This window comes from Pseudomonas sp. P7758, from assembly GCF_013386485.1.
Lineage (GTDB): Bacteria > Pseudomonadota > Gammaproteobacteria > Pseudomonadales > Pseudomonadaceae > Aquipseudomonas.
In genome coordinates, this window is the sequence record NZ_JACARS010000160.1 from 15103 (window position 1) to 28654 (window position 13552).

Annotated in this window: 15 protein-coding genes; 9 read left to right on the forward strand and 6 right to left on the reverse strand. The window is 62.1% G+C overall.

The genetic code is table 11. From position 1 onward, the window contains the following. Positions 1 to 144: 144 nt before the first annotated feature. Together HX873_RS28160 and HX873_RS28165 are read right to left on the reverse strand one after the other, a co-directional pair. Positions 145 to 1134: a diaminopimelate epimerase gene (locus HX873_RS28160; RefSeq protein ID WP_177123524.1), complete on the reverse strand. Its 990-nt coding sequence runs from the start codon at positions 1132 to 1134 to the stop codon at positions 145 to 147. Further along, complete coding sequence (locus HX873_RS28165) at positions 1131 to 1892, reverse strand: FadR/GntR family transcriptional regulator (protein WP_087693068.1); 762 nt, start codon at positions 1890 to 1892, stop codon at positions 1131 to 1133. Before HX873_RS28165 ends, HX873_RS28160 begins: the two co-directional genes overlap by 4 nt. 234 nt (positions 1893 to 2126) lie before the next feature. Here HX873_RS28165 and HX873_RS28170 point away from each other — a divergent pair, with 234 nt between their 5' ends. Genes HX873_RS28170 through HX873_RS28200 form a run of 7 tightly spaced genes read left to right on the forward strand, consistent with a single transcriptional unit; the run spans position 2127 to position 8323 of the window. After that, on the forward strand, positions 2127 to 2867 hold the full coding sequence (locus HX873_RS28170; protein ID WP_008432765.1) for an SDR family oxidoreductase: 741 nt from the start codon (positions 2127 to 2129) through the stop codon (positions 2865 to 2867). Positions 2868 to 2895: 28 nt separating this feature from the next. Next, the gene (locus tag HX873_RS28175) at positions 2896 to 3741 is read left to right on the forward strand and encodes an ureidoglycolate lyase (RefSeq protein WP_008432763.1); all 846 of its coding nucleotides are present in this window, start codon (positions 2896 to 2898) and stop codon (positions 3739 to 3741) included. 20 nt (positions 3742 to 3761) lie between these two features. Then, complete coding sequence (locus HX873_RS28180; RefSeq protein WP_003219522.1) at positions 3762 to 5039, forward strand: L-fuconate dehydratase; 1278 nt, start codon at positions 3762 to 3764, stop codon at positions 5037 to 5039. 37 nt (positions 5040 to 5076) lie between these two features. Beyond that, positions 5077 to 5937, forward strand: a complete 861-nt coding sequence (locus HX873_RS28185) for an amidohydrolase (RefSeq protein ID WP_032899036.1) — start codon at positions 5077 to 5079, stop codon at positions 5935 to 5937. Continuing rightward, positions 5934 to 6707 carry an SDR family oxidoreductase gene (locus HX873_RS28190; protein WP_177029068.1) on the forward strand — a complete coding sequence of 258 codons (774 nt, stop codon included), beginning with the start codon at positions 5934 to 5936 and terminating at the stop codon, positions 6705 to 6707. The genes HX873_RS28185 and HX873_RS28190 overlap by 4 nt, the downstream gene beginning before the upstream one ends. Beyond that, positions 6704 to 7051: an L-rhamnose mutarotase gene (locus HX873_RS28195; protein ID WP_003219515.1), complete on the forward strand. Its 348-nt coding sequence runs from the start codon at positions 6704 to 6706 to the stop codon at positions 7049 to 7051. The genes HX873_RS28190 and HX873_RS28195 overlap by 4 nt, the downstream gene beginning before the upstream one ends. A gap of 51 nt (positions 7052 to 7102) precedes the next feature. After that, complete coding sequence (locus tag HX873_RS28200; RefSeq protein ID WP_008432753.1) at positions 7103 to 8323, forward strand: sugar MFS transporter; 1221 nt, start codon at positions 7103 to 7105, stop codon at positions 8321 to 8323. Here the strand turns inward: HX873_RS28200 and HX873_RS28205 are convergent. Then, positions 8265 to 9086 (reverse strand): helix-turn-helix domain-containing protein, encoded by an 822-nt coding sequence (locus HX873_RS28205; protein WP_168197514.1) that lies wholly within the window; start codon positions 9084 to 9086, stop codon positions 8265 to 8267. The two genes, HX873_RS28200 and HX873_RS28205, sit on opposite strands and share 59 nt — an antisense overlap. A 92-nt stretch (positions 9087 to 9178) precedes the next feature. Here HX873_RS28205 and HX873_RS28210 point away from each other — a divergent pair, with 92 nt between their 5' ends. Then, positions 9179 to 9424, forward strand: a complete 246-nt coding sequence (locus HX873_RS28210) for a hypothetical protein (RefSeq protein ID WP_102369456.1) — start codon at positions 9179 to 9181, stop codon at positions 9422 to 9424. Positions 9425 to 9702: 278 nt separating this feature from the next. After that, the gene (locus tag HX873_RS28215) at positions 9703 to 10854 is read left to right on the forward strand and encodes an MFS transporter (RefSeq protein WP_008432746.1); all 1152 of its coding nucleotides are present in this window, start codon (positions 9703 to 9705) and stop codon (positions 10852 to 10854) included. A gap of 46 nt (positions 10855 to 10900) precedes the next feature. Here HX873_RS28215 and HX873_RS28220 read toward each other — a convergent pair whose 3' ends face one another. The 3 genes from HX873_RS28220 to HX873_RS28230 all read right to left on the reverse strand — a co-directional run bounded on the left by HX873_RS28220 (position 10901) and on the right by HX873_RS28230 (position 13413). After that, positions 10901 to 11515 carry a hypothetical protein gene (locus HX873_RS28220; protein ID WP_008432744.1) on the reverse strand — a complete coding sequence of 205 codons (615 nt, stop codon included), beginning with the start codon at positions 11513 to 11515 and terminating at the stop codon, positions 10901 to 10903. A gap of 497 nt (positions 11516 to 12012) precedes the next feature. Further along, positions 12013 to 12357: a hypothetical protein gene (locus HX873_RS28225; protein ID WP_256349675.1), complete on the reverse strand. Its 345-nt coding sequence runs from the start codon at positions 12355 to 12357 to the stop codon at positions 12013 to 12015. Between the two features lie 84 nt (positions 12358 to 12441). Further along, entirely contained in the window at positions 12442 to 13413 is a 972-nt protein-coding gene (locus tag HX873_RS28230; RefSeq protein ID WP_177123525.1) for a type III secretion protein, read from the reverse strand. Between the last annotated feature and the right edge of the window lie 139 nt (positions 13414 to 13552).

Here is a 13552-nt window from a genome sequence, read left to right on the forward strand (position 1 = left end):
ATTGGAAGGGTCTTTTATAAATACAGAAATGCAGTTAAACAGCCAGTACTGACTAACGGGAATACTCTTACACCACCATTCACCAGAGCTGCTTATTTATAGAGAAACAGCTGACAAAGATGATTAAGCCCGCCACTGCCTTTTTCAAACTTCCTGCAGCCGCGCAGTCCCGAACAGGCTAACGCTCAGCAACTCACCCGGCTCTGCTTGCAACCGTACGGGTGCGGTACCGCCCGGCATCACCACCGCCACCTGACCCGCCGTCACCCATCCTACAGACCAGGCGGCGCATGCCACCGCACTGGCGCTGGTCCCGGAGGACGCCGTGGGCCCCTCACCACGCTCAAACACCCGCGCGATCACACGATTGCCTGAATCCCGGGCGACCCATTGCAGGTTGACCCCGGAAATACAAGGTTGGCCGGCCCCGGCAGGTGGTGCGAAAGCAATCGCCCTCAGCGGATCGAACCAGGCTGATCGATGCAACTGGGCGTTGTCCGGCAACGCTGACGCGTCCTGTACCAGCGTCACACAATGCGGGTTGCCCACACGCACAAACTGGCTGTGATTCCACTCGGGGTTGAGCGCAGCCAGTGGCGAAACATGGCTCACCTCAGTTCCCTCAAGCGAGACCGCGCCCACACCAACAGCCCCTACCGCCAAAGGCCCGAACTCGGGACGCCCGAGCGCCAGCCAAAAGCCCTGCACCTGTTCGTACTCCGCCGGCTCAACCCGCGTAACCACCGGCGACAGTGCGTCTGCCTTGTCGTGATGCACCCGCAACTCACAGCCTTGCGCCATCAATCCCTGGTCGGTCAACGACTGGGCAAAGATCGTCAGGCCATTGCCACTGCGTTCGGCCAGGGAACCGTCGGTGTTGACGATCAACAGGTCAAAAGGCGGCGCGGCCTGGAACGGCCCCACCAACAAACCGTCACAACGATGCGCCTTGGCCTCTGCCGGGCGCGGCAACTCCTCCCAACCGCACTCGGCGGCAATCGCCGCCAATGCCCAAACACCTCGGGTGCCAGCGGCCAAGTCGGCACGGTCCGGCACGTCGATACCCTTGCTGCGTAACTGCGCCGGGCTTACCACCCCGTAGATATTCCCGCGGGCGTCGTAGAACAGGGTCATTGCGCAGTCCGCATAAAGATTCGTACCACCTCTTCCAGGTGCTTGCGCATCGCCTGTCGCGCACCCTCCACGTCTCGCTGTTCCAGTGCATCGAGGATCTTGCGATGCTCGTCTTCCGAGCGATGGGGCATGTCGTCCGAGGTGTAATGCGCCTGCAACCGCTGGAACATGCTGCCGTAACGATGCCCCAGCAAATGCGCAATCATCAACGCATACGCCGGATTGCCCGAGGCCTGGGCGATGCGAATGTGAAACAGGCGATCGCCCGGATGGGTATGGGAGCCGTCGCGGTTGTCCTGCACATTACGCTCGAAGGCCTCGCGGATCCCCGCCAGCTCTTCGTCGGTGGCATGTTTGGCGGCCAGGGCGGCGGCTTCCGGCTCAATCAGGCGACGGGCCTGGAGCAGGGAAAACGGTGGAATCTCGGCATTGAAGTCGACGTGCAGGTTGAGTTCCGGATCGAACTCTTTCCATTGATCCCGGGTGGCCTGGGCCATCACCGGTTCCTGGCTGACTGTCGGTTGCACGGGTTCACACACCAGCACGCCGTTGCCCACCCGCACGTCTACCAGGCCGATCACCTCCAGGGCAATCATCGCCTCACGCACGGAAGCGCGACTCACGCCCAGCAGTTTGGCAAGTTCACGCTCAGCGGGAAGTCGACTGCCCGGCGGAAATTCTCCGCTGTCGATCAACGCCCGCAACTGGTCGGCAATCTGTCGATAAAGACGTTGGTTATCAATCACTTGAAATGGCATCTAGGCTCAGCTCGATTCATGCACAGCACGGTCAAAGCGATCAACCCGCAAAAAAGCCGCTTGTTGACCGGGATGACCCATGCTAAAAATTGGATCAATGGCCTGACCATTGGATCGTTTCCAGTGTGCTGATCATAGCAAACCCACCAGGGTTCGCTATGCCGCAGATGCAGGTGTTTCACGCCCTCAATGGCCTGACCATTGAGCCAATAACAATAATCAAGGGAGTCTGTCATGGACCTCACCGGTAAACGCGTGCTGATCACCGCCGCCGCCCAGGGCATTGGCCGCGCCAGCGTCGAAGCCTATCTGGCGGCAGGGGCCGAAGTGATTGCAGCCGACATCAATCAACAGGCGCTCGCTGACTTGTCGGGCGCGCAAACGGTCTTGCTCGACGTCACCGACGCCAGCGCTATTCAACGCCTTGCTGCCGAGATCGGCCCGCTCGATGTGCTGTTCAACTGCGCAGGCGTGGTGCATGCCGGCAATATCCTCGAATGCCCGGAAAGCGACTGGACGTTTGCCCTCGACCTGAACGTCACCGCCATGTACCGCATGATCCGCGCGTTTCTGCCGGGGATGCTGGCGGCGGGCGGCGGCTCGATCATCAACATGTCGTCGGTGGCCTCCAGCCTCAAGGGCGTGCCCAACCGCTTTGCCTATTGCGCCAGCAAGGCGGCCGTCATCGGCCTGACCAAATCCGTCGCGGCCGACTTTGTTACCCAGCGCATCCGCTGCAACGCTATCTGCCCGGGCACCGTGGAGTCGCCTTCGCTGCAGCAACGCATCGTCGAACAAGCCCGCCATGAAGGCCGTCAACAGGACGAGGTGTACGCCGCCTTCACCGCGCGCCAGCCGATGGGACGCCTGGGCACGCCCCAGGAAATTGCCCAGCTGGCGCTGTACCTTGGCTCCGATGCCAGCGCGTTTACCACCGGCACCACCCAGATCATTGACGGCGGCTGGAGCAACTGACCGCCCACTTCCAATAAGAGGATTGCTCATGAAATTGCTGCGCTATGGTGAAAAAGGTCAGGAACGCCCGGCCCTGCTGGACGCTGATGGACGTCTGCGTGACTTGTCCGCTCACATCAGTGATATCGCCGGTGACGCCCTGCTCCCGCACAACCTCGCTCGCCTGCAAGAACTCGACCCCGCGAGCCTGCCCCTGGTACCGGGCAATCCGCGTTTGGGCGCCTGTGTCGGCCAGGTAGGCAAATTCATCTGCATCGGCCTGAACTACGCCGATCACGCTGCCGAAACCGGCGCCCCCATCCCTGACGAACCGATCATCTTCAACAAGTGGACCAGCGCCATCGTCGGCCCCAACGACACCATCGAAATCCCCCGCCACTCCACCAAGACCGACTGGGAAGTGGAGTTGGGCGTGGTGATCGGCCAGGGTGGCCGCTACATCGAGGAAAGCCAGGCCATGCAGCACGTGGCCGGCTACTGCGTGATCAACGATGTCTCCGAGCGCGAGTTCCAGCTGGAACGCGGCGGCACCTGGGACAAGGGCAAGGGCTGCGACACCTTCGGCCCGCTCGGCCCCTGGCTGGTCAGCCGCGATGAGATCGCCGACCCGCACCAACTGTCGATCTGGCTGGAAGTCGACGGCCACCGCTACCAGAACGGCAACACCCGCACGATGATTTTCCAGATCCCCAAACTGATCAGCTACCTCAGCCAGTTCATGAGCCTGCAACCGGGGGATGTGATTTCCACCGGCACCCCGCCCGGTGTCGGCCTGGGGATCAAGCCCACGCCGGTCTACCTCAAGCCCGGGCAAAAAATCCGCCTGGGTATCGAAGGCCTCGGCGAACAGAACCAGACCACGGTCGACGCCTGACAAGAACCAAGGAGCCGTTCATGACCACCATTACCGCGATTCGCGTCGAAGATATCCGCTTTCCTACGTCCCAGTCCCTGGACGGTTCCGATGCCATGAACCCGGACCCGGACTACTCGGCCGCCTATGTGATTTTGCAGACCGACAACCCGGCCCTTGAAGGCCATGGCCTGACCTTCACCATCGGCCGTGGCAACGAGATTTGCTGCGCGGCGATCCAGGCCATGCAACCGCTGCTGGTGGGCTTGACCCTGGAATGGATCGCCGAAGACATGGGCCGTTTCTGGCGGCATGTCACCAGCGACAGCCAGTTGCGCTGGATCGGCCCGGACAAGGGCGCCATCCACCTGGCCACCGGCGCGATCGTCAACGCCGCGTGGGATTTGTGGGCCAAGGCCGAAGGCAAGCCCCTGTGGCGCCTGGTGGCCGACATGAGTCCGGAACAGCTGGTGCGCTGCATCGATTTCCGCTACATCACCGACTGCATCACCTCCAGCGAAGCCCTGGCCTTGCTGCGCCAACGCGCCGAAGGCAAGGCTGAACGCCTGGCCGACCTGCAAGCCAATGGCTACCCCTGCTACACCACCTCGGCCGGCTGGCTCGGTTATGGCGACGAGAAGCTGCGCAGGCTGTGCCAGGAAGCGGTGGATGCCGGCTTCAACCACGTCAAGCTCAAGGTCGGCCACGACTTGCAGGATGACCTGCGGCGCGTACGCATCGCCCGCGAAGTATTGGGCCCGGACCGCCAATTGATGATTGACGCCAACCAGGTGTGGGAAGTCGACACCGCCATCGATTGGGTGCGCGAATTGGCGTTTGCCAAGCCGTGGTTCATCGAGGAACCCACCAGCCCCGACGATATCGAGGGCCATCGCAAGATCCGCCAGGGGGTGGCGCCGGTCAAGGTCGCCACCGGCGAAATGTGCCAGAACCGGATCATCTTCAAGCAATTGATCATGCGCGAAGCCATTGATGTGGTGCAGATTGACGCCTGCCGCCTGGGCGGGGTCAACGAGGTGCTGGCGGTGATGCTGATGGCGGCCAAATATGGCCTGCCCGTGTGCCCGCATGCCGGCGGTGTCGGGCTTTGCGAGTACGTGCAGCACCTGTCGATGATCGACTACCTGTGCATTGCCGGCACCCACGAAGGCCGGGTGATCGAGTATGTCGACCACTTGCACGAGCATTTCGAGGAACCTTGCGTGGTGCGCGGTGCGGCCTATCTGCCGCCGAAGGCACCGGGCTTTTCGATCCAGATGAAAGCCGCGTCCCGGGAGCAATACCGCCACCGGCCGTGAGCTGAACCGCAATTTGAATGGACGGAGCACAATAACAATGTCGTCCCCATCACCTTTGAGGCTCGATGCGCACCAGCATTTCTGGCGCTACCGGGCCGCTGATTATCCGTGGATCGGTACGGCTGAGGCTGACCTGCGGCGGGACTTTCTCCCACAGGACTTGCGGCCGTTGCTCGACGCTGCCGACCTGGATGGCTGCATTGCCGTGCAAGCCCGCGCCGGTGAGCAGGAAACCGACGCGCTGCTGGAAATGGCGCGGCAGCACCCATGGATACTCGGCGTCGTCGGCTGGGTCGACCTGTGCGACCCACGCCTGGAACAGCACCTGGAACAGTGGCGCGACGCACCGGGACTCAAGGGCTTTCGGCATCAGATTCAGGATGAGCCTTCGCCTGCCAGCTTTATGGCCGACGCCAGGTTCTCCTGTGGCCTGCAGCACCTGCAGCAACAAGGCTACGTCTACGAGGTGCTGATCCGCTGCGCCGACCTCGACGCCGCGACAGCCCTGTGCCAGCGCCACGACCGGCATCATCTGGTGCTGGACCACCTGGGCAAACCGGACATCGCCAACGGCCCCGTCGGTTGGGCCGAACACCTGGCGCCACTGGCCGCCCTGCCCCACGTCAGTTGCAAGCTGTCGGGCCTGCTCACCGAAGCCGGGCCCGAGCAACGCAACGCCCGAGCCCTGCGCCCCTACATCGAACTGGCGCTGGAATTGTTCGGCGCCGAGCGCCTGATGTTCGGTTCGGACTGGCCGGTGTGCCTGCTGGCCGGGGAATACCAGGGCACCTGCCAATTGCTGCAACAGACCCTCGGCCCACTGTCGCCCGATGAACAGCAAGCCATCTGGGGCGGCACGGCCCAGCGGGTCTATCACCTTGAAGGAAACTGCCCATGAATCTGCATTTGCAGGACCGCGTGATCATCGTCACCGGCGGCGGCTCGGGGATTGGCGCCGCCATTTCCCTGGGATTGATTGCCGAAGGCGCAATCCCGGTAATTTTCGGCCATCAACCGTTGTCGCCGGCCTTCGCGGCCGAGCTTGAGCAGCACGGTCAAAGCCACTTCATCCGTGTCGAGTTGCGCGATGAGGACGCCTGCCGCGCAGCCGTCAACGAAGTGTTGCAACGTTTCGGACGCATCGACGGCCTGGTGAACAACGCCGGGGTCAACGACGGCGTGGGCCTGGATGCGGGCCGTGCAGCGTTCGTCGAATCCCTGGAAAAGAACCTGATTCATTACTACTTGATGACCCACTTGTGCCTCGATGCCCTCAAGGCCAGCCGCGGGGCAATCGTGAATATCAGCTCCAAGACGGCCCTCACCGGCCAGGGCGGTACCAGCGGTTATACCGCCGCAAAAGGTGCGCAGCTGTCACTGACCCGGGAATGGGCCGCCTCCTTGCTGGAGTTCGGCATCCGGGTCAATGCCGTGGTGCCCGCCGAGGTGCTGACGCCGCTGTATCAACGCTGGATCGACGGCTTCGACAACCCCGAGGCCAAGCTCGCCGCCATCGTCGAAAAAATCCCCTTGGGCAAACGGATGACCACTCCCGAGGAAATTGCCGACAGCGTGCTGTTCCTGCTCTCACCCCGCGCCTCCCACACCACCGGACAGTGGCTGGTGGTGGATGGAGGCTACACCCACCTCGACCGGGCGCTGACATGAGCGGCCAACGTTACTGCCTGGCGCTGGACCTGATCGACGATGCGGCATTGATCGCCGAGTACCAGCAGTTGCATCGACGCATCTGGCCTGCCGTGGCAGAGCATCTGCGCAGCCAGCAAATCCTGGAAATGCAGATCTGGCGCCTGGGCACGCGGCTGTTCATGGTCATGGACACCGCGGCCGGGTTCAGCTTCGAAGGGCTGGACCACGCTGCACGCGCCAACCCCGACGTGCAAGCCTGGGAAACCCTGATGTGGCGCTTCCAGGCCCCCACGCCGTGGACTGACCCCGGCGGCAAATGGCAGCCCCTGGAGCAGATTTTCTGCCTTACCGACCAACCCTGATACCCGCTGCATCGCACGCCTTGATCCCATAAAAACAACAGGAGAAGCGTCATGTTAAGCAAAGATACACACCTGCCAGGCACCCGTGCCGTGCCGACCTATCGCTGGGCGCTGATGCTGGTGACCAGTCTGTTTTTCCTCTGGGGCTTGTCCTACGGTTTGCTCGACGTACTGAACAAGCACTTCCAGGAAGTCCTGCACGTCAGCAAGGCCCAGTCCGGGCTGTTGCAAAGCGCCTATTTCGGCGCGTACTTCCTGATTGCCCTGCCGGCCGGGTTGTTGATGGACCGCCACGGCTACAAGGCCGGGATCCTGCTGGGCCTGTGCCTGTATGCGACGGGCGCGCTGCTGTTCATGCCGGCGGCTGCGGCGGCGAGCTTTCCGTTTTTCCTGTTCGCGCTGTTTGTCATCGCCTGCGGCCTGGGCTGCCTGGAGACCGCTGCCAACCCCTATGCCACCGTGCTGGGCGAACCCCAGGGCGCCGAGCGGCGGTTGAACCTGGCGCAATCATTCAATGGCCTTGGCCAGTTCTTCGGCCCGCTGATTGGCGGCGCGATGTTCTTCAGCGCCGGCAGCACACCGGCCTCGGACATGAGTTCGTTGCAGACCACCTACGTGGTGATCGCGGTTCTGGTACTGCTGGTGGCGCTGCTGATCGCCCGCACGCCGCTGCCGGATTTGCGCGCGCAGGAACAGGCACTGCAACCGACGGCCGGCAAGGGTCTGTGGCAGCACCGGGAGTTCGTCGGTGGGGTGATCACGCAGTTTTTCTATGTGGCGGCCCAGGTCGGAGTCGGCGCATTTTTCATCAACTACGTCACCGAGCATTGGGCACAGATGGGCAATCAGCAAGCCGCCTACCTGCTGTCGATCGCAATGCTGGCCTTCATGTTCGGGCGCTTCTTCAGTACCTGGCTGATGGGCCGGGTCAGCGCGCAGAAGCTGCTGCTGATTTATGCGCTGATCAATATCGCGTTGTGCGGCCTGGTGGTGATCGGCCTGGAAGGTATCTCGGTGATCGCGCTGATCGCGGTGTTCTTCTTCATGTCGATCATGTTCCCGACGCTGTTCGCCATGGGCGTGAAGAACCTCGGGCCGCACACCAAGCGCGGCAGTTCGTTCATGATCATGGCGATCGTCGGCGGCGCCCTGATGCCCTACTTGATGGGCAAGGTGGCGGACAACAGCACAGTGGCGCTGGCTTACCTGTTGCCTATGGGGTGTTTCGTGATTGTGGCGGTGTATGCCCGTAGTCGCTTGCGCCATCCGTGAAGTACCGCCCCGGCGTCGTCCCGAACGTACGCCGGAACATCGCAATAAAGGCACTGACGTTTTCATAACCCAGGTCCAGCGCAACCCGGGTCACGGGTGCATGCGCCGCCAGCAACTCCAGGGCGCGCAACAATCGCGCGCGCTGGCGCCACTGGCTGAAGGTGAACCCGGTCTCGGCAACAAACCGCCGGGCCAGGGTACGCGGCGAGACACCGGCCCACTGCGCCCAGTGTTCCAGCAGGCGGTTGTCGTCGGGACTGTCGGCCAGCGCCTGGGCGATGCGCAACAGGCGCGGGTCCCGGGGCAGCGGCAAGCCGAATGGCTCCTGGGGCAACCCGGCGATTTCATCAAGGATCACCTGGGCGATCCGTGACTGAGGCGGCTCGAGCAGCGGCTGGCTCCAGGTTGCCGCGCGCCTGACGGCTTCCAGCAACAAGGCCGACGTGGCGATAACGCACGTCTGTCGGGGCAGCCCTGCGCATGCCTGGGGTTCGACATACACACTCCAGCCATCAAACGGCCCGTGGGAACGCAAGGCGTGGGAACAATCGGGGGCAATCCACACCGCGTGGGTGGCCGGTACTACCCAATGCTGGTGCGCCGCCTGCACCGACAACAACCCGCGCTGGGCTCCGAGCAATTGCCCGCGGGCATGCTGATGAAGGGCCGTGGTGCGTGCTACCGGACTGCTGCGCAACGTCGCCACCAGCAACGGACCGCCGGTCGCATTGGCGAGCTGGGCTGAAACGAGTGTTGACGGCATATGGCAGCTTTACCGTATTGAATGACCTGGATAAGGCAGTGTAGCCATTTGCGCACGCCCAGACTGCGGATTCATTCATTGAGGGCTCCGCCATGCGTGCAGAAGACGTGCTTCCCGACCATCTCGACCAAGGCCAATTCAATGGCGTGACCGTGCGCAAGGGCACGGTGGGCGCATTCCTCGCCAACGCCAGAACCTGGTGCGATCCGGCCACCCCGGACGAGCAGCGCTTGCTGGCCGAACAGGACATCCTGCAAGCCCTCCCCGCCCTGCAGGCCCTGGGCTTGTTTGAAGTGTTGCAGGTGCGGGATGCGAAACTGGCGCGGCTGCTGAAGTGAGAGGATCGGCCTGGAAGGTGGTAATCCGTCGCTGGAAGCCCGGGGTTCACCAGTTCTCGCGGGGATTACGCACCTTCCAGGCCACCTCGCACCTCAAGTGGTTACTTGTCCTACGAACTGATAGTGGTTGGAAAGGCCCGTCGCGTTCCATGATCCTGGAAAAAATGTTTGGCCCTGTGTTCAGGCATGCCAAGGGAACCCGGCTCGCTCGATACGGCCTGATGTGCAAGGATGTTGCGCTGCACATCGTTCGTTGAACGCAAAACCAAGGATTTTTCATGACCGCCATCAGCACCCCAGCGCCCGTGGTACCCGGGCGGCTGGAACAAATGTCGACCCGCATCGCGTTTTTCATCGCCGGCTTCGGCATCGCCGCCTGGGCACCACTGGTGCCTTATGCCAAGGCCCGCGCCCAACTCAATGAGGGCACCCTCGGCCTTTTGCTGTTGTGCCTGGGGGTGGGCTCGATGATCGCGATGCCGGTCGCCGGGGCCCTGGCGTCGCGCTACGGTATCCGGCGAGTGGCCACCGGCGGCACCCTCCTGATCTGCCTGGGCCTGCCGATGCTGGCCACCGTCACCTCGATTCCGTTGCTGATGGCCGCGCTGTTTGTGTTTGGTGCCGGCCTGGGCACGGTGGACTCCACGGTCAACCTGCAAGCGGTGATGGTCGAACGAGCCAGCGGCAAGACCATGATGTCGGGCTTCCACGGGCTGTTCAGCCTGGGCGGGATCGTCGGGGCGGCAGGTGTCAGCGGGCTGCTGGGGTTGGGCTGGTCGCCGTTGCAGGCCACCCTCGCCGTGATCGTCGTCATCGTAGTGGCCTTGCTCAAGGCCGGGCCACACCTGCTGCCTTACGGCAGTGAAAGCTCCGGGCCGGCCTTTGCCGTGCCCCACGGCGTGGTGCTGTTTATCGGCTGCCTGTGCTGCATCGTGTTTCTTGCCGAAGGCGCCGTGCTGGACTGGAGCGCGGTGTTCCTGAGCGCCGAGCGCGGCCTTGACGAAGCCTATGCGGGCCTTGGCTACGCAGCCTTTGCCTTGACCATGACCGTCGGGCGCCTTACCGGCGACAGGATAGTTCGCCGCCTGGGCGCAACCCGGGTGATTGTATTCGGTGGCGCGCTCGCCGCCGGCGGCATGCTGTTGGCGACGCTATTACCTGCGTGGGAAACCGCCCTGCTGGGGTATGCTTTGGTCGGTGCCGGGTGTTCGAACATCGTACCGGTGCTGTACACCGCCGTCGGCAAGCAGACCGTCATGCCGGAACACATTGCGGTGCCCGCCATCACCACCCTGGGCTACACCGGCATTCTCGCCGGCCCTGCGGTGATCGGCTTCATCGCCCATGGCAGCAGCTTGAGCACTGCCTTTGTGCTGATTGCCGTACTGCTGATCGGTGTGGCGATCAGCGGGAAAATACTGCGGGTCTGACCACCCAGCCCCATCACGCCTCGTACATTGAGGCGTCAACCCGGGGTCATTTGGCTTTCTGGAGTTCCAGCCAGCGATCAAGGGTTTTGTTGCTGAGCCAGCCCGCCTGGTGATGGCTGCCGAAAATTCGCCGACCGCTGTCGGCGGTGTTTTCCAGCGACCGCAACAAGCCCGGCCGGTCCACAAGGTTTTTCGCCATATACACCTGCTGTTCGTCGTATTTCTTCTTCGGTAGCCCCGTGGCCGGGTCCAGTACAACTTGGCCATGGCTGTCGAGCTCATCCGGGTCTTTGCTCATCATCGCCAGCACCTCGATATTGACGTAGCAGATCTGCTCGAAAAACCCCATGCGGTCCCGCGACCGGTCCCGTAACTCGGTGAACATTTCCTTGAACAGGCGGACGAGATCGGCATTGTTTTTTGTGTGGAAAGGGTCCGGGCTGAAGGCACTGGGATCGCTGTTGCCGAACACGACGTTCTCGGCCTGTGCCAGGCTTTCGCGGGTGATGTAGCCGTCCTGGTCGAGGATCGCATCGATCAGGCGCGGACGCTGGATGATCGCCTTGGCAAGCAGGATAGCGCTGTCGGCCTCTCGGCTGGCACCGAGCTTTTTACTGGCGATTCGTTGCAGTGAAGACAGCTTCAGTCCGTCAGTTCTCATGGAGTTTTTTCAGCATGGCAAATTGGGCGTTCGCCGCGCTCACCAAATCGCTGTCCGGCAAACGAATGTAGGGATTGGGCCCGCGGAGGCGGCTGGCCACTTCGTTCTGAAGCCCCAGGTGTTGCAGCAGACTCCTGCAGTGACTCTCCCCTCGCAAAGGAGGCCGATAGCCTGATGAACGGACAGGCGCCCCGCCGGATTGATGGCTGTGCTTTCGCGCAGCCTCACCGGGTTCACTTGAAGCGGCGTGAATTGCCCGTGTACCGCCGTCCAGTGCCGGGGCAATACAGGGTGTAGCACCGAGGTGCTGGCAGACCGACCCGCCGTTGATTGTCATGATTCATCTCCACCATTTTCCGGTTCCACATTGACCTGGTCATCATCCCGGCAATCGCCGTATCGCTCAGGTGAAAACAGGCCAAAGGTGTGTGGTGTGCCGGTGGCAATGGTTCCGAGATAGAGCAGCGTTCCAATGACAACATGTAAAAACCGAAGAATCAGTCGGCTTTTCGAGACCCTGGCCAGGTCGGTTTCGTCTCCTGCCAAAGGCCTTTGATCGCTGCGACCATGGCGCCCATCACCGCGCGCAACGGGCGTAACCCAGGCGCGTGTGAGGCAGGCAACTGCCCGTGCGGCAACATGCCTTTGATGAAGTCGTCAGCCGCCGGCGCCTGGAACGTGTGCTGCCCGGTGAAGTTCTTCACTCGCCGGGCTTCGGCGCCCTCTTCGCACCGTTTGCCCGGTGCGGCAACGGGGGGCGGTTGCAGGATATCGCTGCCCGTCGGCGCAAGACAGGCTGGCTGATAGCCAGGATTTTGCGATCCACACGAAGGTGTAGCCATGTCTGAGCCCTGGCTGAGAGTTTGAAAGCAGCGGATTGATCAAGGCAGGTCATCACGCCGCGAGAGGGTCGCGGCGTGATCGAGCTAAAACAGGTTCAGAGAGAGGTGGCGCAGGGCGGCTCTGCCGATCTTGCCGTCATACCGGTCAAGAGAGTCCATCAGCGTTAACAGGCTTGAGCGCTGAGTGACTTCCTTGGCCAACTCGATGAGCCGCTGTTGCTTTGGGTCGCTCGACGACGATGCGGCCAATTTTTTCAAATCTTTGATACTGATGGAGCGGCTCCAGATACCCTTCAGGGCGTCGAAGTCCTTCAACATCTGTTCGGCGAGCTGTTTGTCGGTCTTGTACTTCAAGGCGTTGCCGGAGTCGAGCACGGCGTTGAGGTCCCGCCGGGAGATTCGACCATCCAGATCACCGGTCCTGCCGGCTCGGTCAAAGGCTTGTATTACGTCTGGGCGTCGCAGCAGTTCCCGGGCCAACAGAATGTTCTCATTACGGTCCTGGTCGTTGGTCAACCGTCTGCCCGCCATCTCTTCCAGGCTTTGTTTTGTGATGAAGGGCTGGCCCGGCACCGTGAACGCATCAAATTTGTTCTTGAGGAGGTTCCCCAGTTGATCGGGGGTTTGCCTCGAAAAGTGTGGGTCCGGGCGACCGTATCCCGGGTCAGGCTTGCAGGGGGTCGGACGGCAGTGTCCGGGAAGAGGCCTGAGTGGAATGGAAGGGTCAGGACGACCATAACCGGGGTGAGGCCGGAACGGATTGAACAGCTTGTGCAGAAAGTCCTGAAGCTGTCCGATCAGCCCGCCCAGGAACGAGTTTGCATAGGACGCCCGGAATAAGTTGTTGGCAGCACCATGGGGATCCATCGTGCTCTGGGTCGTCGGCCCATTCGAATACACCGGGCCGACTCCATTCTGTGGCACGTTGAAGCTGATGTGGATCGACCCCTGCCCGGAGCGTGAGCGTGACTGCGTCGATGTGGCGGCATCAGTATGCGGCTGCGCGGCGTTATCAGAGGGGTTGGCAACAGTTGAGTTGGATAAGGTTACCGACATAGGCATCTCCAGTTCGGCGTATTGACACGATTCACTCCCGGCTCAAAGACACCTCGGCGATACAAGGTATCCCATGGAAAGTGGGCACCTCCTTGTGTGGTAGATCTGTCGGATTCAGTTCCTGCGGACGCAGAAAATC

Bases quoted from the DNA above. Each gene is read 5' to 3' on its own strand.
- HX873_RS28200 (WP_008432753.1), top strand. From the start codon at position 7,103: ATGTTAAGCAAAGATACACACCTGCCAGGCACCCGTGCCGTGCCGACC.
- HX873_RS28165 (WP_087693068.1), bottom strand. From the start codon at position 1,892: ATGCCATTTCAAGTGATTGATAACCAACGTCTTTATCGACAGATTGCC.
- HX873_RS28230 (WP_177123525.1), bottom strand. From the start codon at position 13,413: ATGTCGGTAACCTTATCCAACTCAACTGTTGCCAACCCCTCTGATAAC.
- HX873_RS28170 (WP_008432765.1), top strand. From the start codon at position 2,127: ATGGACCTCACCGGTAAACGCGTGCTGATCACCGCCGCCGCCCAGGGC.
- HX873_RS28190 (WP_177029068.1), top strand. From the start codon at position 5,934: ATGAATCTGCATTTGCAGGACCGCGTGATCATCGTCACCGGCGGCGGC.
- HX873_RS28220 (WP_008432744.1), bottom strand. From the start codon at position 11,515: ATGAGAACTGACGGACTGAAGCTGTCTTCACTGCAACGAATCGCCAGT.
- HX873_RS28215 (WP_008432746.1), top strand. From the start codon at position 9,703: ATGACCGCCATCAGCACCCCAGCGCCCGTGGTACCCGGGCGGCTGGAA.
- HX873_RS28205 (WP_168197514.1), bottom strand. From the start codon at position 9,086: ATGCCGTCAACACTCGTTTCAGCCCAGCTCGCCAATGCGACCGGCGGT.
- HX873_RS28180 (WP_003219522.1), top strand. From the start codon at position 3,762: ATGACCACCATTACCGCGATTCGCGTCGAAGATATCCGCTTTCCTACG.
- HX873_RS28160 (WP_177123524.1), bottom strand. From the start codon at position 1,134: ATGACCCTGTTCTACGACGCCCGCGGGAATATCTACGGGGTGGTAAGC.
- HX873_RS28195 (WP_003219515.1), top strand. From the start codon at position 6,704: ATGAGCGGCCAACGTTACTGCCTGGCGCTGGACCTGATCGACGATGCG.
- HX873_RS28185 (WP_032899036.1), top strand. From the start codon at position 5,077: ATGTCGTCCCCATCACCTTTGAGGCTCGATGCGCACCAGCATTTCTGG.
- HX873_RS28225 (WP_256349675.1), bottom strand. From the start codon at position 12,357: ATGGCTACACCTTCGTGTGGATCGCAAAATCCTGGCTATCAGCCAGCC.
- HX873_RS28210 (WP_102369456.1), top strand. From the start codon at position 9,179: ATGCGTGCAGAAGACGTGCTTCCCGACCATCTCGACCAAGGCCAATTC.
- HX873_RS28175 (WP_008432763.1), top strand. From the start codon at position 2,896: ATGAAATTGCTGCGCTATGGTGAAAAAGGTCAGGAACGCCCGGCCCTG.